This is a genomic window from Pseudomonas sp. MS15a(2019) (assembly GCF_013277805.1).
Taxonomy (GTDB): Bacteria; Pseudomonadota; Gammaproteobacteria; order Pseudomonadales; family Pseudomonadaceae; genus Chryseomonas; species Chryseomonas benzopyrenica.
In genome coordinates this window covers 135029-160825 of the sequence record NZ_VBTN01000014.1, presented here as the reverse complement: position 1 = coordinate 160825, position 25797 = coordinate 135029, and the positions used below count along the sequence as shown (strand labels likewise).

Below are 25797 nucleotides of genomic sequence, written 5' to 3'. Positions count from 1 at the left end.
GCGCTAGAGCATCAGCTTGACCGCGCTGACGTGCGGATCCCGCGTCTTGCCGGCGCGGGCCAGCTGCTCCAGGTAGTCGGCCCAGAGCTGGTCGCGACGACTGCCCAGTTCATAGAGATAGTCCCAGCTGAACAGGCCGCTGTCGTGGCCGTCGTCGAAGGTCAGCTTGATGGCGTAGCGCCCCGCTGGTTCCACGGCGGTGATGCCGACCTGCTGCTTGCCCCACTGCAATACCGGATTGCCGTGTCCCTGGACCTCGGCCGAGGGCGAATGCACCCGCAGGAATTCGGCGGGCAGCTCGAAGGTTTCCGCGCCATAGCTGACGCTGAGGATCTTGGAGGCCTTGTGGAGCTGGATGGCGGTAGGGGTACGCATGCTGAGGTTCTCTGGGCGGCGATTCAGTCTTTGCTTGAGGCCAACGCGGCCCTGACGGTCCGCCGATGTGGCCGCTCTTAGCAACCGCTGTAGGTTGGGTTGAGCGCAGCGAAGCCCACCATGGGTTCAGGGCGCAGGCAACGTTGGGCTTCGACGATAGAGCTGTCTCAACCCAACCTACGGTCTGTTGCAGCCATGGCCGCGTCAACCAGGCATCAGGCCTGCCGTCACAGTATATAGCGCGACAGGTCTTCGTCCTGGGCCAGTTCGCCCAGATGGCCGTTCACATAGGCCGCGTCGATGACGATGGGTTCGCCATTCTGCTGGCCGGCGAGATCGGCGGCGCTGAAGGACACCTCTTCCAGCAGGCGCTCCAGCAGGGTATGCAGGCGGCGGGCACCGATGTTCTCGGTCTTCTCGTTGACCTGCCAGGCGATCTCGGCGATGCGGGTGATGCCGTCGGCGGCGAATTCCACCAGCAGCCCCTCGGTCTTGAGCAGTTCGCGATACTGCTCGGTGAGGGAGGCATGGGGCTCGGTGAGGATGCGCTCGAAGTCCTGCGGGGTCAGCGCCTTGAGTTCGACGCGAATCGGCAGACGACCCTGCAGCTCCGGTACCAGATCGCTGGGCTTGGACAGGTGGAAGGCACCCGAGGCGATGAACAGGATGTGGTCGGTCTTGACCATGCCCAGTTTGGTGTTGACGGTGCAGCCCTCGATCAGCGGCAGCAGGTCACGCTGCACCCCTTCGCGGGAAACATCGGCACCGCTGGTGTTGCCACGCTTGGCGACCTTGTCGATCTCGTCGATGAAGACGATGCCGTGCTGCTCGACGGCTTCCAGGGCGCGGCCCTTGAGTTCTTCCTCGTTGACCAGGCGCGCGGCTTCTTCGTCGCGCACCAGCTTGAGCGCTTCCTTGACCTTGAGCTTGCGCTGCTTGGTCTTGCCCTTGTGCATGCCGGCGAAGAGATTCTGCAGCTGGCTGGTCATCTCCTCCATGCCGGGCGGCGTCATGATCTCGACGCCAGCGGGGGCATCGGCCACCTCGATGTCGATTTCCTTGTCGTCCAGCTGGCCTTCGCGCAGGCGCTTGCGGAACAGCTGACGGGTGTTGCTATCGGTGGCGGTCGGCTGGGGTTCGTTGCTGAAGCCCACCGAAGGCCGCGCCGGCGGCAGCAGGGCATCGAGGATGCGCTCTTCGGCGGCATCTTCGGCGCGATGGCGGTTACGCACCATTTCCTGTTCACGCAGCATCTTCACCGCGGCATCGGCCAGGTCACGGATGATGGACTCGACGTCGCGGCCGACATAGCCGACCTCGGTGAACTTGGTGGCTTCCACCTTGAGGAAGGGGGCGTTGGCCAGCTTGGCCAGACGCCGGGCGATCTCGGTCTTGCCCACACCCGTGGGGCCTATCATCAGGATGTTCTTGGGCGTGACCTCGGGGCGCAGCTCGACGGGCAGCTGCATGCGCCGCCAGCGGTTGCGCAGGGCGATGGCCACGGCGCGCTTGGCGTCGTCCTGGCCGATGATGTGGCGGTTGAGTTCGTGGACGATCTCGCGGGGGGTCATGGACATGGGCAGTCTCTAAACCGGATCACGCCTGGGGCGCGTCCAGCTCCTCGATGGTCAGGTTGCGGTTGGTGAACACGCAGATGTCACCGGCGATATTCAGCGAGGTCTCGGCGATCTCGCGGGCACTGAGGTCGGTATGCATGAGCAGGGCGCGGGCGGCGGCCTGGGCATAGGCGCCACCGGAGCCCATGGCGATCAGGCCTTCTTCGGGTTCCACCACGTCGCCGTTGCCGGTGATGATCAGGGAGGCGTCCTTGTTGGCGACTGCCAGCATGGCTTCCAGGCGGCGCAGGGCACGGTCGGTGCGCCAGTCCTTGGCAAGCTCGACGGCGGCGCGGACCAGATGACCCTGGTGCTTTTCGAGTTGCGCCTCGAAGCGCTCGAAGAGGGTAAAGGCGTCGGCGGTACCGCCAGCGAAACCGGCCAGCACCTCGCCCCGGTACAGCCGCCGGACTTTCTTGGCATTGCCTTTCATGACGGTGTTGCCCAGGGAAACCTGGCCGTCGCCGCCGATCACGACCTTGCCGTTGCGGCGTACAGAAACGATGGTGGTCAAGGGAATCTCTCCGCGTTGCTTGGGGCATCGGCCCCGGTTACGCGGAGATATGGGGATGGCCGCGGCGCCCTTCAAGCATCACGGCGAGGGGATTCGCCGGGCGAGAGCCGGTTCACGGCCTGGCGAGCTAGCGCCAGACCAGGCGAAAAAACCTGAGGACCCGGAGTTATAGGCATTCCAGAGGTCTTTTCACACCGTCTGGCCGACGTGCAACCGGCCGTGGACCGGTTTCAGTGACCGCGGCGTTGCTGCAGCAACAGATTCTTGAAGCCGCTGCCGGCGAGTTGTTTCTGCGCCTGGGTCAGCTGATCACGATCGCTGTAGGGACCTACCAGCACTCGGTACCAGGTGTCGTCCTTGACCTTGCCCGACTCCACCCGCACGTCCTGGCCGAGCATGATGATCTGGGCGCGGACGCGGTCGGCATCGGCCTGGGTACGGAAGGAGCCGGCCTGGAGGAAGAACAGGGTCACCGGCGGCTGGGCCTTGGTGGTGGCTTCCTTGGGCGGCGTCGCAGCGGGCTGGCCCGGAGCGGTGCCTGGCGTGGTCGGCGTCGCGGTGGTCGGCTGGCCGGGCTGCGCCGGGGTCGCCGCGGCATCCGGTTTGGCCGGGGTGGTCGGCTTGGCGGCCGGCGTGCGCGGCACGGCGTCCGGCGGCACGATCACCTCGGATTCGGGCAGCAGGGTATAGAAGTCGTACTTGGGCTTGATCGGCGTGGGCGGCGTGCCTTCGGTCTTGCCGGTAGCAGTCGACGCCTTGCCGTTGCCCGCCGCGGCCGCTGGGCGGCCTTCTTCCGGCTTGGCGCGCTGCACCGCCTTGTTGCCCGGTTCGAGCTTCATCAGGAACACGACGAAGGCGCCGATGGCCAGACCCGACGCGAGCCAGACCCAGCCGGGCAGGGGCTGTTTCTTGGGGGCCGAGGTATTGCGACTGGCGCCGCGCTTGGGTGGGGCTTTCTTGGCCATCAGGCGGTGATCCGTCTCTTACATGCGTTCCAGGGTATGCAGACCGAGCAGTTCCAGGCCCTGCTTGAGGGTGTGTCCGGTGAGCGCGGCCAGCCGCAGGCGGCTCTGGCGCAATTCGGGGTCCTCGGCGGTCAGGATCGGGCAGTTCTCGTAGAAGCTGGAGAACAGCCCGGCCAGGTCATAGAGGTAGCTGCACAGCAGGTGCGGGGTGCCCTTGTCGGCGACGCTGGCGAGGATCTCGCCGAATTGCGCCAGGCGGCCGCCCAGGTCCTGCTCCTGCGGGGCGTCCAGGCGGATGCGGCCGGTGGGCTCGCTCTGCCCGGCCTTGCGCAGCACGCTGGCGACCCGGGTGTAGGCGTACAGCAGGTAGGGCGCGGTGTTGCCCTCGAAGCTGAGCATCTGCTCGAAGTTGAAGCTGTAGTCGCTGGTGCGGTGCTTGGACAGGTCGGCGTACTTGACCGAGGCGATACCCACCACGCGGCCGATGTGGCGCAGTTCGTCTTCGCTGAAGGGTGTCTCGCCACGCTCGGCGCGTCCGGCATTGCGCTCCTTGACCAGTTGGTAGGCACGCTCTTCGGCTTCGTCGAGCAGGTCGACCAGCTTGACGGTGCCGCCATCACGGGTCTTGAAGGGGCGGCCATCGGCGCCGTTCATGGTGCCGAAGCCCATGTGTTCGAGTTGCATGGCCGGATCGACGAAGCCGGCGCGGCGCGCGACCTCGAAGGCCATCTGGAAGTGCAGGGCCTGGCGCTGGTCGACGAAGTAGAGCGCGCGATCGGCCTGCAGCTGGCGGCTGCGATAGCGCATGGCGGCCAGGTCGGTGGTGGAATAGAGATAGCCACCGCCGGCCTTCTGTACGATCACCGGCAGCGGATTGCCCTCGGCGTTCTTGAATTCGTCGAGGAAGACGCAACGGGCGCCGTCGCTTTCGGTTAGCAGTCCGGCGGCCTCCAGATCGGCGACCACCTGGGCCAGGTCGTCGTTGTAGGCGCTCTCGCCCTTGACGTCAGCTGGGGTCAGCTTGACGTTGAGGCGGTCATAGACCTCCTGGCAGTGGGACAGGGAGACGGCGTTGAAGCGCTCCCAGAGGCGCAGGCAGTGGGCATCGCCCGCCTGCAGCGCCACTACCAGCTCGCGGGCCCGCGCGGCGAACTCCGGCGAGGCGTCGAAGCGGCCCTTGGCCGCGCGGTAGAAGACCTCCAGGTCGGCCAGCTCGCCTTCGGCGGCCTGGGGCTGTTCTTCCATGTAGGCCAGCAGCATGCCGAACTGGGTACCCCAGTCGCCGACGTGGTTCTGGCGGATCACCTCGTCGCCGAGGAATTCCAGCACCCGCGCCACGGCGTCGCCGATGATGGTGGATCTCAGGTGGCCGACGTGCATCTCCTTGGCCAGGTTCGGCGAGGAGAGGTCCACCACCACGCGCTGGCGTGGGTCGTGCGTGGGCGCGCCCAGTTGCGGATCGGCGAAGGCCGCATCCAGCCGCGCGGCCAGTTGCGCGTGATTTTGGAAGAAGTTGAGAAAGCCGGGGCCGGCGATCTCCACCTTGCTCACCGCCGGATCGGCGGGCAGGGCGGCCAGCAGCTTCTCGGCCAGGTCACGGGGCTTGGCGCGGGCCGGCTTGGCCAGCAGCAGGGCGACGTTGCTGGCGAAGTCGCCGTGGCTCTTGTCCTTGGTGTTCTCGACCTGGATGGCCGGCGCCACGTCGGCCGGCAGGGTGCCGTCGGCGATCAGGCGGTCGAGGGCGTGCTGGATGAGCTGGCGGATGCTGTCTTTCATGGTCATTGGCCTTCGGCGTGCGCCGGGCGCGCACTGCGATGAAAACCCGGCATTATCCGTGGCGAGCCCGGCCTTGCCAATGGTAAGCCAGTGCCACTAGAACAGATCGATGGGATCGACGTCCAGGGACCAGCGCACCTGGCGCGCTTCCGGCAGGCTTTCCAGTTGGGCCACCCAGATGCCCAGCAGCCGGTGCAGAGGCGCACGGCTGCTGCTCTGCAGCAGCAGCTGGGCGCGATGGCGACCGGCGCGCCGCTCCATGGGCGCCGGTACCGGGCCGAGCAACTCCACCTGGGGCAGGGCGAGATTGACCGCCAGGCCTTCGGCGACGTGATAGGCCGCTTCGAGAAAATTCTCCACCTGATCCTGGCGATGGGCATCGGCGCGCAGCAGCGCCAGATAGGCGAAGGGCGGCAGACCGGCGGCGCGGCGCTCCTGCAGCGCCTGGCGGGCAAAGGCCGGATAGCCTTCCTCGGCCAGCTGCACCATCAGCGGATGATCGGCCAGGTGGGTCTGGATCAGCACCTGGCCCGGTTCCTCGGCGCGCCCGGCGCGCCCGGCGACCTGGACGATCTGCTGCGCCATGCGCTCGCTGGCGCGGAAGTCGGCGGAAAACAGCCCACTGTCAGCGTCCAGCACGGCCACCAGGGTCACCTTGGGAAAGTGGTGCCCCTTGGCGAGCATCTGGGTGCCGACCAGGATGCAGGGCACCCCGCTATGAATGGTGCGCAAGAGCTTGCCCAGGGCGTCCTTGCGCGCGGTGGTGTCGCGGTCGATGCGCAGCACCGGGATGTCCGGGAAGAGCAGCTGCAGGCGTTCCTCGGCGCGCTCCGTGCCGGCGCCCACCGGGCGCAGGTCGAGCTTGCCGCAGGAAGGGCAATGACGCGGCGGCGCCTGGCGGTGATCACAATGATGGCAGCGCAGCTCACCGGAACCGCGGTGGTAGGTCATGCGCGCATCGCAGCGCGGGCACTGGGCCAGCCAACCGCAGTCGTGGCAGAGCAGGGTAGGGGCGAAGCCCCGTCGATTGAGGAACACCAGCACCTGCTGGCCGCGCTCCAGGGTCGCGCCCATGGCCTTGAGCAGTGGCTGGGACAGACCGCTGTCGAGCGGGCGACTGCGCACGTCCAGGCGCTCGAAGCGTGGCGGCTGGGCACCGCCGGCGCGCAGTGACAGGCGCAGGTGGGCATAGCGCCCCTGATCGGCGTTGTGCAGGCTCTCCAACGAGGGAGTGGCCGAGCCCAGCACCACCGGTAGATGCTCGAAGCGTGCGCGGACCACGGCCAGGTCACGGGCGTGGTACCTGAGGCCTTCCTGCTGTTTATAGGAGGCGTCGTGTTCTTCGTCGACGATGATCAGCCCGGGGTACTTGAGCGGGGTGAACAGCGCCGAGCGGGTGCCCACCACGATATCCAGTTCGCCATCGCGAGCGGCCAGCCAGATGTCCATCCGCTCGCGATCGGTCAGCGCCGAGTGCAGCAGGGCGATGCGCGCATTGAAGCGCTGCTCGAAGCGGCCCAGGGTCTGGGGGCCCAGGTTGATCTCGGGAATCAAGAGCAGCGCCTGGCGTCCCGCTTCCAGGGTGGCGCGGATCAGCTGCAGATAGACCTCGGTCTTGCCGCTGCCGGTCACACCTTCCAGCAGATAGCAGTGGAAGCCGCTGCCGGCGCGGACCGCTTCGTAGGCCAGGCGCTGCTCGCCGTTGAGCGGCAATTCGGCCTGGGCGAGCCAGGAGCCCTGGTGCCGGGTCGGCTGGTGATAGCGGGTCTCCACCTTGACCAGGCCCTTGGCCTGGAGGAGGTCGAGACTGTCCTTGACCAGGCCGAGCTGGCCGAGCAATTCGTGCAGCACGCCATGGGGATGCTGGCGCAGGGTCTTGAGCGCCTCGCGCTGGCGCGGCGCCCGGGCCAGGCGTGGATCTTCCGGGCGGGCATCGGGCTGGGCGATCCAGAAACGCTGCAGCCGGCGCTCGGCCGGCTCCCCCTGACGCAAAAGGGCAGGAAGTGCCCAGCTCAGGGTGTCGCCGAGGCTGTGCTGATAGTACTGGGCGGACCACTGGCAGAGTTCGAACAGGGCGCTGGGCAGCGGCGGGCGCTCGTCGAGCAGTTGCAGGGCCTTGCGCAGCTTGTCCGGCGGCACCTCGGTTTCCTGGGCCACCTCGATCAGCACCCCGACCACCTCACGGCGACCGAAGGGCACCCGCAGTCGCACACCGGGGCGCAACTGCTCCTCCACCGCGCCCTTGGGCGGCAGATAGTCGAACAGGCGGCGCAGGGGGGAAGGCAGCGCCAGGCGCAGGATCAGGGGCACGGCAGGGCTCACAGACGTAAAGCCCGATGGTAGCAGACAGGCGGTGAGGGGGCTGCTTGCGCCTCCTATCCGCTCTGGTATGATTTACAGCCCAAATCTGTGCGGTATCCGGCAATGGCGCCGGGTGGCGGCACAGCTAGACCCCGAGGATAGTTCCATGAAAGCTGATATCCATCCGCAGTACGATGCCATCGAAGCCACCTGCAGCTGTGGCAACGTCATCAAGACCCGCTCGACCCTGAGCAAGAACATTCACCTGGACGTCTGCTCCGAATGCCACCCGTTCTACACCGGCAAGCAGAAGGTCCTGGACGCTGGCGGCCGTATTGATCGCTTCAAGCAGCGCTTCGGCGTGTTCGGCAGCAGCAAGTAATGCGCTGCCGTCGACCATCTCCGCATGGTTCGACACTGAAAAAGGCGTCCCTCTGGGGCGCCTTCTTCGTTTCTACCCTGGCAATTGCGCCGCTGGCCCTGGCCGCGGCGTGCCCCTTGCTGCCGGGCGGCCAGGAGGTCGAGGTGCGGCAGGTGGTGGACGGCGATACCCTGCGCCTGGTCGATGGTCGCTCCGTGCGCCTGATCGGCATCAACGCACCGGAGCTGGGCAGGTCCGGCGGCACGGCGCAGCCCTATGCCGAGGATGCACGTCGACGCCTGCAGGCACTGGTGGACGCCAGTGACGACCGCCTGCGCCTGGTCCCGGGTCGCGAGGCGACCGATCACTACGGTCGTACCCTGGCCCATCTCTATGACCGCCAGGGCCGCAATCTCGAAGCCCAGTTGATCGCCGAGGGTCTCGGCTACGCGGTGGCCATCGCGCCCAATACCCGACTGGCCGGCTGTCAGGTCGCGGCGGAAGGCGCGGCGCGCAAGGCTCGACTCGGTGTTTGGAAAAAGGACCCCACCCTTTCCGCCACGCATATCCAGGAGAGTGGTTTCGCCGTGGTGCAGGGGCGCCTACAGGGGATCGAACGCAACCGGGGCGGACTCTGGCTGCAGTTCGACAGCGATCTGGTGGTCAATGTGCCGAATCGCTTTGTGGATGCCTTCGCTGAGCTGCCACTGCAGCAATGGATCGGGCGCCAGCTCGAGGCACGGGGCTGGATCGTCGATCGCAGCCGTCGCCAGGAAGCGGGGCGGGCACGCTGGCAGCTGACCCTGAGCGATCCGCACATGCTGGGTTTGCGGGTTGAATCGTTTTAGCCGAAAGTCGTATTGCGATTGATTTCAGGCATATGGCCGATTGCTTGTGGCACCTTGAGTCTTTGCGTATTCTCGCCCGACCCAAGACCCACACCACGCGGATATACCAATAATGTCTGATCTCAAAACCGCCGCCCTCGAATACCATGCTCAGCCGCGTCCCGGCAAACTCAGCGTCGAGCTGACCAAGCCCACCGCGACCGCTCGTGACCTGTCCCTGGCCTACAGCCCCGGCGTCGCCGAACCGGTCCGCGAGATCGGCCGCGATCCCGAACTGGCCTACCGCTACACCGGCAAAGGCAACCTGGTCGCCGTGATCTCCGACGGTACCGCCATCCTCGGCCTGGGCAACCTCGGCCCGCTGGCCTCCAAGCCGGTGATGGAAGGCAAGGGCGTGCTGTTCAAGCGCTTCGCCGGTGTGGACGTCTTCGACATCGAGGTGGACGCCGAGACCCCCCAGGCCTTCATCGACACCGTCAAGCGCATCTCCATCACCTTCGGCGGCATCAACCTGGAAGACATCAAGGCGCCCGAGTGCTTCGAGATCGAGCGCGCCCTGATCGAACAGTGCGACATCCCGGTCTTCCACGATGACCAGCACGGCACCGCCATCGTCACCGCCGCCGGCATGCTCAACGCCCTGGAAATCGCCGGCAAGCGCCTGGAAGACGCCAAGATCGTCTGCCTGGGTGCCGGTGCCGCCGCCATCTCCTGCATGCGCCTGCTGGCCAGCATGGGCGCCAAGGTCGAGAACATCTACATGATCGACCGTCAGGGCGTGGTCCACAGCGGCCGCAACGACCTGAACCAGTACAAGGCGGCCTTCGCCACCGAGACCAGCAAGCGCACCCTGGACGACGCCCTCGAAGGCGCTGACGTCTTCGTCGGTCTGTCCGGCCCCAACCTGCTGTCGGCCGAAGGCCTCAAGCGCATGGCGGCCAACCCCATCGTCTTCGCCTGCTCCAACCCGGATCCGGAAATCACCCCCGAGCTGGCCCACGCCACTCGCGACGACGTGATCATGGCGACCGGTCGTTCCGACTATCCGAATCAGGTCAACAACGTGCTGGGCTTCCCCTTCATCTTCCGTGGTGCCCTGGACGTCCGCGCCCGGGTCATCAACGAAGAGATGAAGATCGCCGCCGCCTTGGCCTTGCGTGATCTGGCCAAGCTGCCGGTGCCCAAGGAAGTCTGCGCCGCCTACAACGTCGACAGCCTGAGCTTCGGTCGTGAGTACATCATTCCCAAGCCCATGGATGCCCGTCTGATCACCCTGGTATCCGATGCCGTGGCCAAGGCCGCCATCGAGACCAGCGTGGCCACGCTGCCCTATCCGGCGAACTATCCGCTGAAGTCGGTGGATGACGTCTTCGCCAAGTAAGGCCCGAAGCAATAAAAAACCCCGCCACGGCGGGGTTTTTTATTGGCTGGAGATCAGAAGATGTCCATGGGCACGTTTTCGCTGGAGGGCAGCGGCGTGCCGGGCGCCACGCCGGGCGGCAGTTCGTCCAGGCTCGGCGGGGTGTCCTCGCTCTTGAACAGCTCGAAGTAGGCGTTAGGCGTGCCGGGCGGCGCGGCGCGACCCGTGGTGGGATCGACACGGATGGAGACGATGCCGTCCGGTTCCTTGAGCTGATGCGGTGGCTTGTCCTTGAGCGCGGCGCCCATGTAGCTCATCCAGATCGGCAGGGCCACGGTACCGCCGAATTCCTGGCGGCCCAGGGTCTCGGGTTGGTCGAAGCCGGCCCAGACCGTGGTCACGTAGTCGCCGTTGTAGCCGGAGAACCAGGTGTCCTTGGATTCGTTGGTGGTGCCGGTCTTGCCGGCCAGGTCGTTGCGGCCCAGTTCCAGCGCCTTGCGGCCGGTGCCGCGCTTGATCACGTCCTGCAGCATGCTGTTCATGATGAAGGCGTTGCGCGGATCGATGACCTGGGGGGCGAACACCGGCGCCGGATTGGCCGGGTCGGCGGCGGCGGTGTCGGCCGCCGGCGTGACCTCGACGCCCGGCGCGGTCGTGGCCTGCGCCTGCTGGGGCACCCGTGGCGCAGCCATGCGATAGACCACCTTGCCGTCGCGATCGGTCACGTGATCGACCACGTAGGGTGTCACCTTGTAGCCCTCGTTGGCGAACACCGACCAGCCGGTGGCCACTTCCAGCGGCGTCAGGCCCGGGGTGCCGAGGGCGAGCGACAGGTTGCGCGGCAACTGGTCGCGCTCGAAGCCGAAACGACTGACGTAATCCAGCGCATAGTCGATGCCGATGGCCTGCAGCACCCGGATGGACACCAGGTTGCGCGAGCGATAGAGAGCCTCGCGCAGACGGATTGGGCCGAGGAAGGTGTTGTTGTCGTTCTTTGGCCGCCAGGCTTCGTCGGGATTCTCGTCCATGAAGACGATGGGCGCATCGTTGACCAGGCTGGCGGCGGTAAAGCCCTTCTCCAGCGCCGCGCTGTAGATGAACGGCTTGAAGCTGGAACCGGGCTGGCGCCGGGCCTGGGTCGCGCGATTGTAGTTGCTCTGCTCGAAGGAGAAACCACCGATCAGGGCGCGGATGGCGCCATCCTGGGGATCAAGCGATACCAGGGCGCTCTGCGCCTTGGGAATCTGCGAGAACTTCAGGCTGCCATCGTCCTGGCGCTGCACCCGGATCAGGTCGCCGACCTTGACCACGTCGGCCGGACCGTTCGGGCGTGGCCCCAGGCTGTTGGCGCTGAGGTAGGGGCGTGCCCATTTCATCGAGTCCCAGGAGACCGCCTCTTCCTTGCCCTCGCGGGTCAGGACCAGGATGCCGCTCTTTTCCACCTGAGTGACCAGGGCCGGATCCTGACCGCCGACGATGCGCTGCTTCTGGATCAGCGCGGTCCATTCGGCGCGGCTGCGATTGGGCCACTGGGCCTCGGGGCCGCGATAGCCGTGGCGGCGGTCGTAGTCGGTCAGGCCGTCACGTACGGCTTCGAACGCATCCGTCTGCAGCCGGCTGTCGATGGTGGTGTAGACCTGGTAGCCATCGGTGTAGGCATCGCCACCATAGCGACCGACCATTTCCGCCCGTGCCATCTCGGCGATGTAGGGGGCGTTGAGCTCAGGCACGGCGACGTGATGATAGGCCTCGAGCGGCTCGGCGATGCCGGCCTGGTAGGCCGCCTGATCGATATAACCGAGCTTGAACATGCGTTCGAGAATCCAATTGCGTCTTTCCAGGCTACGCTCAGGATTAGCGACCGGGTTGTAACGCGACGGCGCCTTGGGCAGACCGGCGATCATCGCCATCTGAGCGACGGTCAGGTCCTTGATGGACTTGCCGTAGTAGACCTGGGCGGCGGCCTCGATGCCGTAGGCGCGGTTGCCCAGGTAGATCTTGTTGACATAGAGCTCGAGGATCTCGTCCTTGGTCAGTTGGCGCTCGATTTGCAGCGCCAGGAGGATCTCGGTGAATTTGCGCGAGAAGCTGCGCTCGCTGGTCAGGAAGTAGTTCTTGGCGACCTGCATGGTGATGGTGCTGCCACCGGTCTGGATGTGTCCGGTCTTGACCAGCTGGCTCACTGCCCGTGCCAGGCTTTTCACATCCACGCCATAGTGATTGGCGAAGTTGTCATCCTCGGCGGAGAGCAGGGCATGGATGAAATCGGGCGGTATCTCGTTGAAACGCAGCGGCGAGCGGCGCATTTCGCCGAATTCGGCGATGAGTTTGCCGTCCGCGCTGAACACCCGCAGAGGGATCTGCAGTTGCACGTTACGCAGGGCATCGATGGAGGGCAGGCTGGGGCTGAGGTAGAGGAAGGCACCGCTGAGACCCAGCAACAGGCTGCAGACCAGGGCGACCAACGACCACCAGAAAAATTTCAGAACACGCATCAAGAGACTTTTCGAATGGAAAGAAGGAAAGGGCGACAGGTGACGGTCAGCCTACACGGCGTCGCCATTATAGGCGCGTTTGGCGGTTGGCCGCTATTTGCTCGGGTGTCAAGTCTGTTATCTAATGCCCGTCCGCGGAAGACCACCGTCGCTCATAGGGAACTGATGTGCTAGGGCTATTCAGAAAGAAGGCGAATACGCTGCTGGGTATCGACGTCAGTTCGACATCCGTGAAACTCATCGAGTTGAGCCGTGCAGGCGGGCGCTACCGGGTGGAAGCCTATGCGGTCGAACCTCTGCCGGCCAATGCCGTGGTGGAAAAGAACATCGCCGAGCTGGAGGGCGTGGGCCTCGCCATCGGCAGGGTGCTGGTCAAGGCGCGCAGTTCCGCGCGCAGCGCCGCCGTGGCTGTCTCTGGCTCGGCGGTGATCGCCAAGACCATCGAGATGGATGCCGGCCTCACCGACGACGAGCTGGAAAACCAGATCAAGCTGGAAGCTGACCAGTACATTCCCTATCCGCTGGACGAGGTCGCCATCGACTTCGAGGTGCAGGGGCCGTCGCCACGCAACGCCGAGCGCGTCGAGGTGCTGCTGGCCGCTTGCCGGAAGGAAAACGTCGAGGTCCGCGAAGCGGCCCTGGCGCTGGCCGGCGTCTCGGCCAAGGTGGTCGACGTCGAGGCCTATGCCCTGGAGCGTGCCTACCAGTTGCTGGCCAATCAGCTCGGCGGCCATGTCGACGACCTGACCGTGGCGGTGGTCGACATTGGCGCCACCATGACCACCCTGAGCGTGCTGCACAACGGCAAGACCATCTACACCCGCGAGCAGCTGTTTGGCGGCCGCCAGCTCACCGAAGAGATCCAGCGCCGCTACGGCCTGTCGGTGGAGGAGGCCGGTCTGGCCAAGAAGCAGGGTGGCCTGCCTGACGACTACCAGAGCGAGGTACTGACGCCCTTCCGCGAGGCGGTGGTGCAGCAGGTGGCGCGCTCGCTGCAGTTCTTTTTCGCCGCCGGGCAATACAATGATGTGGACTACATCTTGCTTGCTGGAGGAACCGCGTCAATTTCCGGACTCGACCGCTTGATCCAGCAGAAAATCGGCACCCCCACGGTCCTGGCCAATCCCTTCGCCGACATGACCGTCAGCAACAAGGTCAATGCGGCGGCCCTGGCGGGTGACGCCCCGGCGCTGATGATCGCCTGCGGCCTGGCCATGAGGAGTTTCGACTAGATGGCCCGCATCAACCTCTTGCCCTGGCGGGAGCAGCTGCGCGAAGAAAGGCGCAAGCAGTTCCTGGTGATCCTGGGCGGCATCTTCGTGCTCTCGTGCGGCGCTGTGTTTCTCGGGGATCAGTACCTGTCCGGCGAGATCGCCCGTCAGGAGGCGCGCAATGCCTTCATCCAGCAGAACATCGCCCAGCTGGACGTGCGCATCAAGGAGATCAGCGAGCTCAAGACCCGGCGCCAGCAACTGCTGGCACGGATGAAGATCATCCAGGACCTGCAGGGCAACCGCCCGGTCATCGGCCACGTCTTCGATCAACTGGTGCGCACCCTGCCGGACGGCGTGTACTTCCGCGAGCTGAAGATGCAGGGCGACACCCTGTCCATCAGCGGCGAGGCGGAATCCAACAACCGGGTCTCCAACCTGATGCGTAATCTGGACGCCTCCGACTGGTTCGCTTCGCCTACGCTGATCGAGGTGAAGGCCACCACCGCCGGGGCGGTGGATCAGGCCAACACCTTCCAGCTCACCGTCAAGCAGACCCAGCCCGGCGCTCCTGCTCCGGCCCCGCTCGCCAAGGGAGGCAAACCATGAGTCTCGCCGATTCCCTGGCCAGCCTGCGCAAGGTCGACATCAACGAACTCAGCCTGGAGAACCTCGGTTCCTGGCCCAAGCCGGTCAAGGTCATCGCCTGCCTGCTGATCGTGCTGGTGGTGCTCCTGCTCGGCTATCAGTTCCATCTCAGCGACATGCAGGCGCAGCTGGACAGCCAGCGCACTCAGGAAGAAACCCTCAAGCAGCAATACGCCAGCAAGGCCTTCCAGGCCGCCAATCTGGATGCCTACAAGCAGCAGATGGTCGAGATGGAAGAGTCCTTCGGCGCGCTGCTGCGGCAACTGCCCGGCGATACCGAAGTGCCGGCGCTGCTGGAAGACATCACCCGCACCGGTCTGGGCAGTGGTCTGGAGTTCGAGCAGATCAAGCTCCTGCCCGAGGTGACCCAGCAGTTCTATGTCGAGTTGCCGATCCAGATCACCGTGGTGGGCAATTATCATGACCTGGCGACCTTCGTCAGCAGCGTCTCCAGCCTGCCGCGCATCGTCACCCTGCACGACTTCGACCTCAAGCCGGTGGATGACCGAAACGCCAATGGCGGCGGCACGGTATCCGGGACCGGTGGCAAGTTGCGCATGAACGTCCTGGCCAAGACCTATCGCTACAACGACAAGGGGCTCGGCAAATGAGGACGCCTCTGTTGCTCTGCCTGCTGACCGGCGTGCTGGTCGGCTGCGGTTCCAGCGATACCAGCGATCTGCAGGCCTTCATGGACGAAACCCGCGCCAAGCCGCGCGGTTCCATCGAGCCGCTGCCGCAGTTCCGCGCCTACGAACCCTTCACCTATGCCGCTGCGGCGCTGCGCAGCCCCTTCCAGGCGCCGGTACGCATCGACCCCACGGTGCGCCAGCGCGGGACCGGCAACATCAAGCCGGACGTGAATCGGCCGAAGCAGTTTCTCGAAGGCTTCAACATCGAGACCTTCAGCATGGTGGGCATCCTGGCCAACGCCAGTGGCCGCTATGCGCTGGTCAACGGCGCCGGGGGCGTACATCGCGTCAAGGTGGGGGACTACCTGGGCCGCAATGACGGGCGCATCACCAAGATCACCGACGGTGAGATCGACGTGATCGAAATCGTCCCGGATGGCGAGGGTGGCTGGCTGGAACGGCCGCGCACCATCACCTTGAAGGAAAAGACTTAATGGGCGGGGCAAGTACAGTGAAGACGAATAGCGCAAGACGGCTGGGACTGGGATTGGCCTTGTTGCTGGGTAGCCTGGCCGGCCAGGTCCTGGCCGCCGATCTGCAGGCCTTGAACGTCGCCTCCCTGCCCGGGGATCGCATCGAACTCAAGCTGACCTTCGATCAGCCGGTGCCGATCCCCAAGGGCTACACCATCGAGCAGCCGGCGCGGATCGCTCTGGACCTGCCCGGCGTGGCCAACAAGCTGGGTACCAAGAGCCGCGAGCTGGGCAATGGCAATGCCCGCAGCGTGACGGTGGTCGAGGCGGGCAACCGGACCCGGCTGATCATCAACCTCACCAATCTGGCCAGCTACGACACCCGTGCCGACGGTCGCAACCTGTTCGTCACCATCGGCGGTACCGCGGGTCGCCAGGCGGCCGGCGCCCAGGCCAACCTGACGCCGAACCTGCCGCGCGCCGCGGCGCCGGCCACCGTGACCGCGCCGTCGTCCGCCCCGCTGCCCAGCGCCGTCACCCGCACGCCACTGCCGCCGACTCAGGCCACTTCCACCGTGGCGGCCATGACCGCGCCGCGGCCGCAACTGCGCGGTAAGGCGATCCGTCATCTCGACTTCCAGCGGGGTCCCCAGGGCGAGGGCAACGTGGTCATCGACCTGAGCGAGACCGGCATCAACCCGGACATCCAGGAGCAGGGCGGCAAGATCCGCCTGACCTTCGCCGGCACTCAGTTGCCTGAGGAGTTGCGGGTACGGCTGGACGTCAAGGACTTCGCTACCCCAGTGCAATTCGTCAACGCCTCGGCTGACAGCGGTGGCGCCTCCATCGTCATCGAACCGACCGGGACCTACGACTACCTGGCCTACCAGACCAACAATCGCCTGACCCTGAGCGTCAAGCCGCTCACCACCGAGGAAAAGGAAAAGCGCGCAGCCGATCGCTTTACCTACACCGGCGAAAAGCTGTCGCTGAACTTCCAGGACATCGACGTCCGTTCGGTGCTGCAGCTGATCGCCGACTTCACCAACCTCAACCTGGTGGCGAGCGACACCGTGCAGGGCAACATCACCCTGCGCCTGCAGAACGTACCCTGGGATCAGGCGCTGGACTTGATCCTCAAGACCAAGGGCCTGGACAAGCGCCAGATCGGCAACGTGCTGCTGGTCGCGCCGGCCGACGAGATCGCTGCGCGTGAGCGCCAGGAGCTGGAATCCCAGAAACAGATCCAGCAGCTCGCTCCCCTGCGGCGCGACCTGATCCAGGTCAACTATGCCAAGGCCGCCGACATCGCCAAGCTGTTCCAGTCGGTGACCAGTGCCGACAAGACCGCCGACGAGCGTGGCTCCATCTCGGTGGACGAGCGTACCAACAGCATCATCGCCTACCAGACCCAGAATCGCCTGGACGAACTGCGGCGCATCGTCTCGCAGCTGGACATCCCGGTACGTCAGGTGATGATCGAGGCGCGGCTGGTGGAAGCCAATGTCGACTACAGCAAGCAGCTGGGCGTGCGCTGGGGCGGCAATACTCGCCAGGGCAATTTCTCAGTCTATGGCAAGGATGGCGCGACGACCGTTGATAGCACCACTAACCAGGCTTTCCTGCCTGGAACCAGCACCATCGGTAACGTCACCGCCGCCACTGGCCTCGCGCCCACGCCCTTCGTGGACATGGGCGTCTCCGGCAGCACTTCGGGCATCGGCATCGGTTTCATGGCTGGTGGTCAGATGCTCGACCTGCAGCTGTCCGCTCTGCAATCCAGCGGCAATGGCGAGATCATCTCCCAGCCCAAGGTAGTGACCTCGGACAAAGAAACCGCCAAGATCCTGCGCGGTACCGAGATTCCCTACCAGGAAGCCAGTTCCAGCGGTGCCACCAGCACCAGCTTCAAGCAGGCCGCGCTGTCGCTGGAGGTCACGCCGCAGATCACCCCGGACAACCGCATCATCATGGAGGTCAAGGTCAACAAGGATGCCCCTGACTACCAGAATGCGCTCAATGGCGTGCCGCCGATCAGCAAGAACGAGGTCAATGCCAAGGTCCTGGTGAGCGATGGCGAGACCATCGTGCTGGGCGGGGTGTTCTCCAACACCCAGACCAAGTCCACCACCAAGGTGCCGATGCTGGGGGATATCCCCTATGTCGGCCGGCTGTTCCGCCGGGATTCGGTCACCGACAGCAAAGTCGAGCTGCTGATCTTCCTCACGCCGCGTATCATGAACAACCAGGCGATAGCGGTTGGTCGATGACATAAGTGCGTAATCTGTTTCTCGTAGGACCGATGGGCTCGGGCAAGAGCACCATCGGCCGGCTCCTGGCGAAGGAATTGCGGCTGCCGTTCAAGGATTCCGACAAGGTAATCGAAGAACGTACCGGTGCCGACATCCCCTGGATCTTCGATGTGGAAGGCGAGCAGGGCTTTCGCGAGCGCGAACGCGCCGCGATCGCTGAGCTGTGCGCGGAGAACGGCCTGGTGATGGCTACCGGCGGGGGTGCCGTGCTGCGCGAAGACAATCGTCAGGCGCTCAAGCGTGGCGGGCGGGTCATCTACCTGCATGCCTCCATCGAGCAGCAGATCGAGCGCACCTCCCGGGATCGCAATCGACCGCTGCTGCAGACCGCCGATCCCGCGGCGGTGCTGCGCAATCTCATGGCCATGCGCGATCCGCTGTATCGGGAGATCGCCGACATCATCATCGAGACCGACGAGCGGCCACCCCGGATGGTCGTGCTGCAGATACTCGACCGTCTGAAAGCCCTGGCACCGCATTAAAGCCGCGAGCGTTCTGCGCTATGCTAGGCGCCCTTTGAATCAAGGTGACGGCATGCGGACTCTTCACGTCGAGCTCGGTGAGCGCAGCTACCCGATCTACATCGGCCAGGGCCTTCTGGATCGACCGGAATGCGTCCTGCCCCATCTCGCCGGGCGCAAGGTGGCGATCGTCACCAACGAAACCATCGCGCCGCTCTATCTGGAGCGTCTGCTGCGCACCCTGGGCGATCGCCCGGTCAGTTCGATCGTGCTGCCCGATGGCGAGGCGCACAAGAACTGGGAGACCCTGCAGCTGATCTTCGACGGCCTGCTGCAGGATCGCCATGATCGCAAGACCACCCTCATCGCCTTGGGCGGCGGGGTGATCGGCGACATGGGCGGTTTCGCCGCGGCCTGCTATCAGCGCGGAGTGGACTTCATCCAGGTGCCGACCACGCTGCTGTCCCAGGTCGATTCCTCGGTGGGCGGCAAGACCGGCATCAACCACCCGCTGGGCAAGAACATGATCGGCGCCTTCTACCAGCCCAAGGCCGTGGTCATCGATACCGACAGCCTGGCGACCCTGCCGGCGCGCGAACTCTCGGCGGGTCTGGCCGAGGTCATCAAGTACGGCCTGATCTGCGACGAGCCCTTCCTCGGCTGGCTCGAAGAGCATGTCGAGGCGCTGCTGGCACTGGATCAAAGCGCACTCACCGAAGCCATCGAGCGCTCCTGCGCGGCCAAGGCCCAAGTGGTGGGCAGCGACGAGCGCGAGTCGGGTCTGCGGGCGATCCTCAACCTCGGCCATACCTTCGGTCACGCCATCGAGACCCACCAGGGCTATGGCGTCTGGCTGCACGGCGAGGCGGTTGCCGCCGGCATGGTCATGGCGCTGCAGATGTCCCTGCTGCTGGGCTGGCTCAGTGCCGCGCAACGCGACCGCGCCATTCGCCTGCTGGTTAAGGCCAAGCTGCCCGTGGTACCGCCGGCGGACATGCAGCCGGCCGATTTCGAACGCCTCATGGCGGTGGACAAGAAGGTCCTGGATGGACAACTCCGGCTGGTACTGCTCAGTGACCTGGGCCAGGCCGTGGTGACCGCCGACTTCGCCCGCGACATTCTCGAGCAGACGCTGCGTACCGATTACCAAGCGCTGACCGCCCAGTAAGGAGAACAAGAGAGTCCCATGTCCAATCTGCACGCCGACGAAGCCTTCCTCGGTCACTATCAGTTCACTCACGACCCGTTCGCCGCCCGCGTTCCCGGTTTCAAATTCTTTCCGGCCCAGCGCAAGCCGGTGCTGGGCCAGTTGCATCACCTGGCCCGCTACAGCCAGCTGCTGCTGGTGGTCAGTGGTCCCGAGGGCAGTGGCAAGACGCTGCTGCGCCAGGCGCTGGCGGCCAGTACCAAGAAGGAGGCCGTGCACTGCGTGGTGATTTCCGCGCAGAACGGCGGTGACGCCCGCACCGTGCTGGCCCAGGTCGCCAAGGGCGTTGGCGCCGACAGCCAGACGCCGGCGGCCATTCTCGTGCAGGCGGCGGAAGTGCGCCTGGCGGGGCAGGAGGTCTACATCCTGGTGGATGACGCCGAGGCCCTGGCCACTCCCGCGCTGGAAGCTCTGCTGGAGCTGGCCGGGGGCAGCGAAAAGGAGCGCCTGCACGTCTTCCTGTTCGGCGAAGCGGAAGTGGTGATGCGCCTGGAGGACATTGTCCAGGGCGAAGAGCGCTATCACGCCATCGAGTTGCTGCCCTACAGCGAGAGCGAGGCCGAGGAGTACCTGGCCCAGCGCCTGGAAGGTGCCGGCCAGGGCCTGGAGATCTTTACCGACGAGCAGCTCGCGACCATCCACGAGCGCTCCGGCGGCTGGCCCGGTCGGCTCAACGAAGAAGCCCGGGATGTGCTGGTGGCCGGCATGAGCGCCCGGCGCAAGAAGGCCGCGGCACCGGTGAAAGGCTCGCGCAATCTGCTGGCGGCCCTGCCGCGCAAGCACCTGGTCATTCTCGGGGTGGTGGTGCTGGCGGTAGGCGCCGCGGCGCTGTCGCTCAAGGGCGGCAAGAGTGAGACCCCGGCCACCGGCACGGCCGGACAGGACCTACCCATGGGTGGCCAGAACACCGCCTCTGCCGGTAAGGACGCCCAGGGTGCGCCCATCCAGTTCGACGGCTCTTCCAAGCCGCTGCCCCTGCCGCTGGTGGGTGAGTCGCAGCCGGTCATCCGTGAACCCCTGGCGGAAGCGGCGGGCGGTCGTCAGGCGGGTACCGCCGCGGGCAACGACATGGGTGCGGGCGGCGTGCCGCCGACCGTGACCACCGATGCCCCACCCATCAGTGACGAGGACGAACTGCCCAGCCGCACGCCGGCGCGTACTCCGGCGCCCAGCGCTCCGGCAGTGGCGGCTCCGGCGCCCCGGCATACCGCGCCTGCGCCTACCCCGGCACCGGCCAAGCCGGCCCCGGCTGCAGCGCCCGCTCATGCTGGCAGCGCAGCGGCGGGTTGGTACGGCAGCCAGGCGGGCAGCAAGTACGCCTTGCAGGTGGTGGGTACCAGCACCGAGAAGGCGGCGCAGGACTTCATCGCCGCCCAGGCCGACAGTGGCAACTTCCGCTATTTCAAGAAGAGCTACCAGGGCAAGGCGCTCTATGTGGTGACCTACGGCAACTTCGCCAATCGGGCAGCGGCCGAAGCGGCGGTCAAGCAGTTGCCAGCCAAGGTGCAGGCCAGCAAACCCTGGCCGCGGACCTTCGCCAGCATCCAGCAGGACATCGCCACCAGTCGCTGATTCTTGCCTGCTACGCAAAGAAAGCCCCGGTGCTATCACGAGAGTGATGCCGGGGCTTTCTTTTTTGCGTCATCGAATTTTCATCAGGTGTCATCAGTGTTTGTCGTAAGCGATTTTTTCGCTACACTGGTCAGCCTTTGACTGTCCGAAAAAAGTTCAAATAAGCGGACCGTTTTGTGATGCCTTCGCAATAACCTGATTGCCGGTGAGAGCGCTATGAAAGCAGGCCTGTTCAATCCCGATAGCTTCAAGGACAACTGCGGCTTCGGCCTGATCGCCCATATGCAGGGCGAGCCCAGCCATGACCTGCTGGAAACGGCCATCGAAGCCCTGACCTGCATGACCCACCGGGGCGGTATCAACGCAGACGGCAAGACCGGTGACGGTTGCGGTCTGCTCATGCAGAAGCCGGACGCCTTCCTGCGCGCCATCGCCCAGGAGCAGTTCGGCGCCGAGTTGCCCGAGCAGTACGCCGCGGGCGTGGTGTTCTTCAACCAGGACGAGGCCCGCGCCGAACAGGCCCGCGCCAACATGAACCTGGAGATCGAGGCCGCTGGTCTGACCCTGGTCGGCTGGCGCAAGGTGCCCATCGACACCTCGGTACTGGGCGAGCTTGCCCTGGCGCGACTGCCCCGCATCGAGCAGGTGTTCGTCGCCGGTCCGGGTCTCGACGACCAGCAGTTCGGGGTCAAGCTGTTCTCCGCCCGCCGCCGCTCCTCGGTGCGCAACGCCGAAGACGCCGAGCACTACATCTGCAGCCTGTCGTCCCGCGTCATCGTCTACAAGGGCCTGATGATGCCGGCGGATCTCGCCGCCTTCTATCCGGATCTCGGCGATCCGCGCCTGGCTACCGCCATCTGCGTGTTCCACCAGCGCTTCTCCACCAACACCCTGCCGAAGTGGCCGCTGGCGCAGCCCTTCCGCTATCTCGCCCACAACGGCGAGATCAACACCATCACCGGCAACCGCAACTGGGCCCAGGCGCGGCGGACCAAGTTCGTCAACGAACTGATCCCGGATCTCGACCAGCTCGGTCCGCTGGTCAACCGCGTCGGTTCCGACTCCTCCAGCATGGACAACATGCTGGAGCTGCTGGTGACCGGCGGCATGGACCTGTTCCGCGCCGTGCGCATGATCATTCCGCCGGCCTGGCAGAACGTCGAGACCATGGACGCCGATCTGCGCGCCTTCTATGAATTCAACTCCATGCACATGGAGCCCTGGGACGGTCCGGCCGGCGTGGTGCTGACCGAAGGCCGCTACGCGGTCTGCCTGCTCGACCGCAACGGCCTGCGCCCGGCGCGCTGGGTGACCACCAAGAACGGCTACATCACCCTGGCTTCGGAAGTAGGCGTCTGGAACTACCAGCCCGACGACGTCATTGCCAAGGGCCGGGTCGGCCCGGGCCAGATCCTGGCCGTGGACACCGAGACCGGCGAGGTGCTGCAGACCGACGACATCGACAATCGTCTCAAGGCGCGCCATCCCTACAAGCAGTGGCTGCGCAAGAACGCCATGCGCATCCAGGCGACCCTGGACGACCATGATCACGGTTCGGCCTTCTACGACCAGGATCAGCTGCGCCAGTACATGAAGATGTTCCAGGTCACCTTCGAGGAGCGTGACCAGGTGCTGCGTCCGCTGGGCGAGCAGGGCCAGGAAGCCGTGGGCTCCATGGGCGACGACACCCCGATGGCGGTGCTGTCGCGGCGCATCCGTTCGCCCTACGACTACTTCCGCCAGCAATTCGCCCAGGTCACCAATCCGCCGATCGACCCGCTGCGCGAGTCCATCGTCATGTCCCTGGAGACCTGCCTGGGTGCCGAGCGCAACGTCTTCGAGGAAACCGCCGAGCACGCCGATCGCGCCATCCTGAGCAGCCCGGTGATCTCGCCGGCCAAGTGGCGGACCATCCTCAACATGCCCAAGCCCGGCTTCGAGCATGTCACGATCGACCTCAATTACCCCGAGTCCATGGGGCTCGAGGCGGCGCTGCGCAACATCGTCGAGCAGGCCGAGGAAGCGGTGCGCGCCGGCAAGGTGCTGTTGGTGCTGACCGACCGCCACATCGAACCGGGCAAGCTGCCGGTGCATGCGGTGCTGGCCACCGGCGCCGTGCATCACCACCTGGTCAACCTGGGGCTGCGTACCAGCAGCAACATCCTGGTGGAGACCGCCACCGCCCGTGATCCGCACCACTTCGCCGTGCTGCTGGGCTTTGGCGCCACCGCGGTCTATCCGTTCCTGGCCTATGAGGTGCTGGGCGATCTGATCCGCACCGGCGAGGTGCTGGGCGACCTCTACGAGGTGTTCAAGTACTACCGCAAGGGCATCACCAAGGGCTTGCTCAAGGTGATCTCCAAGATGGGCATCTCCACCGTCGCCTCCTATCGCGGCGCCCAGCTGTTCGAGGCCGTGGGCCTGGCGGACGAAGTCACCGACCTGTGCTTCCCCGGTGTCACCAGCCGCATCAAGGGCGCGCGCTTCGTCGACCTGGAAGCCGAACAGAAGCTGTTGGCCGGCGAAGCCTGGAACAACCGCAAGCCGATCCAGCCGGGTGGCCTGCTCAAGTTCGTCTATGGCGGTGAGTACCATGCCTACAACCCGGACGTGGTCAATCTGCTGCAGGCCGCCGTGCAGCAGGGCGACTACGCCAAGTTCCGCGAATACACCGCGCTGGTGGACCAGCGCCCGGTGGCGATGATCCGCGACCTGCTCAAGGTCAAGACCAGCGACCAGCCCCTGGCGCTGGAAGAGGTCGAGCCGCTGGCCAACATCTTCACCCGCTTCGATGCTGCCGGGATCTCCCTGGGCGCCCTGTCGCCGGAAGCCCACGAGGCCCTGGCCGAGGCCATGAACCGCCTGGGCGGCCGCTCCAACTCCGGTGAGGGCGGTGAGGATCCGGCGCGCTACGGCACCATCAAGAGCTCCAAGATCAAGCAGGTGGCCACCGGCCGCTTCGGCGTCACTCCCGAGTACCTGGTCAATGCCGAGGTCTTGCAGATCAAGGTGGCCCAGGGCGCCAAGCCGGGCGAGGGCGGTCAGCTGCCCGGCGGCAAGGTCAACGGCCTGATCGCCAAGCTGCGCTATGCGGTACCCGGCGTGACCCTGATCTCGCCGCCGCCGCACCACGACATCTATTCCATCGAAGACCTGTCGCAGCTGATCTTCGACCTCAAGCAGGTCAATCCCAAGGCGCTGGTATCGGTCAAGCTGGTGTCCGAGCCTGGCGTAGGCACCGTGGCCGCCGGTGTGGCCAAGGCCTATGCCGACCTCATCACCATCTCCGGCTACGACGGCGGTACCGGTGCTTCGCCGGTGACCTCCATCAAGTACGCCGGCTCGCCCTGGGAACTAGGCCTGGCCGAGGCGCACCAGACCCTGCGCGGTAACGATCTGCGCGGCAAGGTCCGGGTGCAGACCGACGGCGGCCTGAAGACCGGCCTGGACGTGATCAAGGCGGCCATCCTCGGCGCCGAGAGCTTTGGCTTCGGCACCGCGCCGATGATCGCCCTGGGCTGCAAATACCTGCGCATCTGCCACCTGAACAACTGCGCCACTGGCGTCGCCACCCAGAACGACCGGCTGCGCAAGGAACACTTCATCGGCACGGTGGAGATGGTGATGAATTTCTTCACCTTCATCGCCGAGGAAACCCGTGAGTGGCTGGCCAGGCTGGGCGTACGCAGCCTGGGTGAGCTGATCGGCCGTACCGATCTGCTGGAAATCCTGCCGGGCGAGACCGCCAAGCAGCAGCACCTGGACCTCACCCCGCTGCTGGGGAGCGATCACATTCCGGCCGAGAAGCCGCAATACTGCCAGGTGGAAAAGAACCCGCCGTTCGACCAGGGCCTGCTGGCCGAAGAAATGGTGCGCCTGTCGCTGCCCGGGATCGAAAAGCTCGAAGGCGGTGACTTCAGCCTCAGTATCGGCAACTGCGACCGCTCCATCGGTGCCCGTGTCTCCGGCGAAATCGCCCGGCGTCACGGCAACCAGGGCATGGTCAAGGCGCCGCTGACCTTCCGCTTCAAGGGCACCGCCGGCCAGAGCTTCGGCGTCTGGAACGCCGGCGGCCTGCACATGTATCTGGAAGGCGATGCCAACGACTACGTGGGCAAGGGCATGACCGGCGGCAAGCTGGTCATCACCCCGCCCCAGGGCGCGGGCTTCAAGAGCCAGGAATCGGCCATCATCGGCAATACCTGCCTCTATGGCGCCACCGGTGGCAAGCTGTTCGCCGCTGGCACCGCCGGTGAACGCTTCGGGGTGCGTAACTCCGGGGCCCACACCGTGGTGGAAGGTACCGGCGACCACTGCTGCGAGTACATGACCGGCGGCTTCGTCTGCGTCCTGGGCAAGACCGGCTACAACTTCGGCTCGGGCATGACCGGCGGCTTCGCCTATGTGCTGGACCTGGACAACGGCTTCTATGACCGGGTCAACCACGAACTGGTGGAGATCCAGCGCATCAACAGCGAGGCCATGGAGGCCTACCGCAGCCACCTGGAAGGGGTGCTGGCCGAATACGTGCGCGAGACCGGCAGCGCCTGGGGCAGCCATCTCCATGAGAACCTGGACGACTATCTGCGCAAGTTCTGGCTGGTGAAGCCCAAGGCCGCGAGCCTGGCCTCGCTGCTGGTCAGTACCCGCGCCCGTCCGGAATAACGACT

19 protein-coding genes are annotated in these 25797 nt (G+C 65.5%); 12 read left to right on the top strand and 7 right to left on the bottom strand.

Annotated features, from left to right (window positions below; genetic code table 11):
• Nucleotides 1–3 precede the first annotated feature (3 nt).
• The 6 genes from FEZ61_RS20680 to FEZ61_RS20655 form a co-directional block, all read right to left on the bottom strand.
• On the bottom strand, nt 4–375 hold the full coding sequence (locus FEZ61_RS20680) for a DUF971 domain-containing protein (protein ID WP_017641036.1): 372 nt from the start codon (nt 373–375) through the stop codon (nt 4–6).
• Between the two features lie 227 nt (nt 376–602).
• Entirely contained in the window at nt 603–1952 is a 1350-nt protein-coding gene (hslU, locus tag FEZ61_RS20675) for an ATP-dependent protease ATPase subunit HslU (protein ID WP_068384945.1), read from the bottom strand.
• A gap of 19 nt (nt 1953–1971) precedes the next feature.
• Complete coding sequence (hslV, locus tag FEZ61_RS20670) at nt 1972–2505, bottom strand: ATP-dependent protease subunit HslV (RefSeq protein ID WP_017641034.1); 534 nt, start codon at nt 2503–2505, stop codon at nt 1972–1974.
• A 230-nt stretch (nt 2506–2735) separates the two neighbouring features.
• Nucleotides 2736–3473 carry an SPOR domain-containing protein gene (locus tag FEZ61_RS20665; protein ID WP_173150385.1) on the bottom strand — a complete coding sequence of 246 codons (738 nt, stop codon included), beginning with the start codon at nt 3471–3473 and terminating at the stop codon, nt 2736–2738.
• A 15-nt stretch (nt 3474–3488) separates the two neighbouring features.
• Nucleotides 3489–5246 (bottom strand): arginine--tRNA ligase, encoded by a 1758-nt coding sequence (argS, locus tag FEZ61_RS20660; protein WP_173150277.1) that lies wholly within the window; start codon nt 5244–5246, stop codon nt 3489–3491.
• Nucleotides 5247–5342: 96 nt separating this feature from the next.
• A complete protein-coding gene (locus tag FEZ61_RS20655) occupies nt 5343–7556 on the bottom strand; it encodes a primosomal protein N' (protein ID WP_173150275.1) in 2214 nt (737 codons plus the stop codon).
• A gap of 157 nt (nt 7557–7713) precedes the next feature.
• Here FEZ61_RS20655 and rpmE point away from each other — a divergent pair, with 157 nt between their 5' ends.
• From rpmE to FEZ61_RS20640, 3 genes are all read left to right on the top strand, one after another.
• Entirely contained in the window at nt 7714–7929 is a 216-nt protein-coding gene (rpmE, locus tag FEZ61_RS20650) for a 50S ribosomal protein L31 (RefSeq protein ID WP_007161618.1), read from the top strand.
• A complete protein-coding gene (locus tag FEZ61_RS20645; RefSeq protein WP_242455209.1) occupies nt 7929–8756 on the top strand; it encodes a thermonuclease family protein in 828 nt (275 codons plus the stop codon). Before rpmE ends, FEZ61_RS20645 begins: the two co-directional genes overlap by 1 nt.
• A gap of 112 nt (nt 8757–8868) precedes the next feature.
• Nucleotides 8869–10137: a malic enzyme-like NAD(P)-binding protein gene (locus FEZ61_RS20640; protein WP_173150273.1), complete on the top strand. Its 1269-nt coding sequence runs from the start codon at nt 8869–8871 to the stop codon at nt 10135–10137.
• A 53-nt stretch (nt 10138–10190) separates the two neighbouring features.
• Here the strand turns inward: FEZ61_RS20640 and FEZ61_RS20635 are convergent, their stop codons facing one another.
• Nucleotides 10191–12611: a penicillin-binding protein 1A gene (locus tag FEZ61_RS20635; protein WP_017641028.1), complete on the bottom strand. Its 2421-nt coding sequence runs from the start codon at nt 12609–12611 to the stop codon at nt 10191–10193.
• A 167-nt stretch (nt 12612–12778) separates the two neighbouring features.
• On the opposite strand from FEZ61_RS20635, the gene FEZ61_RS20630 reads away from it, so the two are divergent.
• The 9 genes from FEZ61_RS20630 to gltB all read left to right on the top strand — a co-directional run bounded on the left by FEZ61_RS20630 (nt 12779) and on the right by gltB (nt 25792).
• The gene (locus tag FEZ61_RS20630) at nt 12779–13843 is read left to right on the top strand and encodes a pilus assembly protein PilM (RefSeq protein WP_026083838.1); all 1065 of its coding nucleotides are present in this window, start codon (nt 12779–12781) and stop codon (nt 13841–13843) included.
• Nucleotides 13844–14431 carry a PilN domain-containing protein gene (locus tag FEZ61_RS20625; protein WP_017641026.1) on the top strand — a complete coding sequence of 196 codons (588 nt, stop codon included), beginning with the start codon at nt 13844–13846 and terminating at the stop codon, nt 14429–14431.
• Nucleotides 14428–15081: a type 4a pilus biogenesis protein PilO gene (pilO, locus tag FEZ61_RS20620; RefSeq protein ID WP_017641025.1), complete on the top strand. Its 654-nt coding sequence runs from the start codon at nt 14428–14430 to the stop codon at nt 15079–15081. Before FEZ61_RS20625 ends, pilO begins: the two co-directional genes overlap by 4 nt.
• Nucleotides 15078–15596: a pilus assembly protein PilP gene (locus tag FEZ61_RS20615; protein WP_026083837.1), complete on the top strand. Its 519-nt coding sequence runs from the start codon at nt 15078–15080 to the stop codon at nt 15594–15596. The genes pilO and FEZ61_RS20615 overlap by 4 nt, the downstream gene beginning before the upstream one ends.
• Complete coding sequence (pilQ, locus tag FEZ61_RS20610) at nt 15596–17845, top strand: type IV pilus secretin PilQ (protein ID WP_173150271.1); 2250 nt, start codon at nt 15596–15598, stop codon at nt 17843–17845. The genes FEZ61_RS20615 and pilQ overlap by 1 nt, the downstream gene beginning before the upstream one ends.
• Before the next feature lie 5 nt (nt 17846–17850).
• A complete protein-coding gene (gene aroK / locus FEZ61_RS20605) occupies nt 17851–18369 on the top strand; it encodes a shikimate kinase AroK (RefSeq protein WP_026083835.1) in 519 nt (172 codons plus the stop codon).
• 52 nt (nt 18370–18421) lie between these two features.
• On the top strand, nt 18422–19516 hold the full coding sequence (gene aroB, locus FEZ61_RS20600) for a 3-dehydroquinate synthase (protein ID WP_017641021.1): 1095 nt from the start codon (nt 18422–18424) through the stop codon (nt 19514–19516).
• An 18-nt stretch (nt 19517–19534) separates the two neighbouring features.
• On the top strand, nt 19535–21127 hold the full coding sequence (locus FEZ61_RS20595) for an AAA family ATPase (RefSeq protein WP_173150269.1): 1593 nt from the start codon (nt 19535–19537) through the stop codon (nt 21125–21127).
• A gap of 216 nt (nt 21128–21343) precedes the next feature.
• Nucleotides 21344–25792, top strand: coding sequence for a glutamate synthase large subunit (gltB, locus tag FEZ61_RS20590; protein WP_064309266.1), 4449 nt, complete (start codon nt 21344–21346; stop codon nt 25790–25792).
• Nucleotides 25793–25797 lie beyond the last annotated feature (5 nt).

What these genes read in the sequence shown, in the direction of transcription:
- FEZ61_RS20635 (WP_017641028.1), bottom strand. Translation starts at nt 12,611, where the DNA reads ATGCGTGTTCTGAAATTTTTCTGGTGGTCGTTGGTCGCCCTGGTCTGC.
- FEZ61_RS20645 (WP_242455209.1), top strand. Translation starts at nt 7,929, where the DNA reads ATGCGCTGCCGTCGACCATCTCCGCATGGTTCGACACTGAAAAAGGCG.
- FEZ61_RS20595 (WP_173150269.1), top strand. Translation starts at nt 19,535, where the DNA reads ATGTCCAATCTGCACGCCGACGAAGCCTTCCTCGGTCACTATCAGTTC.
- FEZ61_RS20615 (WP_026083837.1), top strand. Translation starts at nt 15,078, where the DNA reads ATGAGGACGCCTCTGTTGCTCTGCCTGCTGACCGGCGTGCTGGTCGGC.
- argS (WP_173150277.1), bottom strand. Translation starts at nt 5,246, where the DNA reads ATGAAAGACAGCATCCGCCAGCTCATCCAGCACGCCCTCGACCGCCTG.
- pilO (WP_017641025.1), top strand. Translation starts at nt 14,428, where the DNA reads ATGAGTCTCGCCGATTCCCTGGCCAGCCTGCGCAAGGTCGACATCAAC.
- rpmE (WP_007161618.1), top strand. Translation starts at nt 7,714, where the DNA reads ATGAAAGCTGATATCCATCCGCAGTACGATGCCATCGAAGCCACCTGC.
- FEZ61_RS20640 (WP_173150273.1), top strand. Translation starts at nt 8,869, where the DNA reads ATGTCTGATCTCAAAACCGCCGCCCTCGAATACCATGCTCAGCCGCGT.
- hslU (WP_068384945.1), bottom strand. Translation starts at nt 1,952, where the DNA reads ATGTCCATGACCCCCCGCGAGATCGTCCACGAACTCAACCGCCACATC.
- aroB (WP_017641021.1), top strand. Translation starts at nt 18,422, where the DNA reads ATGCGGACTCTTCACGTCGAGCTCGGTGAGCGCAGCTACCCGATCTAC.
- FEZ61_RS20625 (WP_017641026.1), top strand. Translation starts at nt 13,844, where the DNA reads ATGGCCCGCATCAACCTCTTGCCCTGGCGGGAGCAGCTGCGCGAAGAA.
- FEZ61_RS20680 (WP_017641036.1), bottom strand. Translation starts at nt 375, where the DNA reads ATGCGTACCCCTACCGCCATCCAGCTCCACAAGGCCTCCAAGATCCTC.
- pilQ (WP_173150271.1), top strand. Translation starts at nt 15,596, where the DNA reads ATGGGCGGGGCAAGTACAGTGAAGACGAATAGCGCAAGACGGCTGGGA.
- gltB (WP_064309266.1), top strand. Translation starts at nt 21,344, where the DNA reads ATGAAAGCAGGCCTGTTCAATCCCGATAGCTTCAAGGACAACTGCGGC.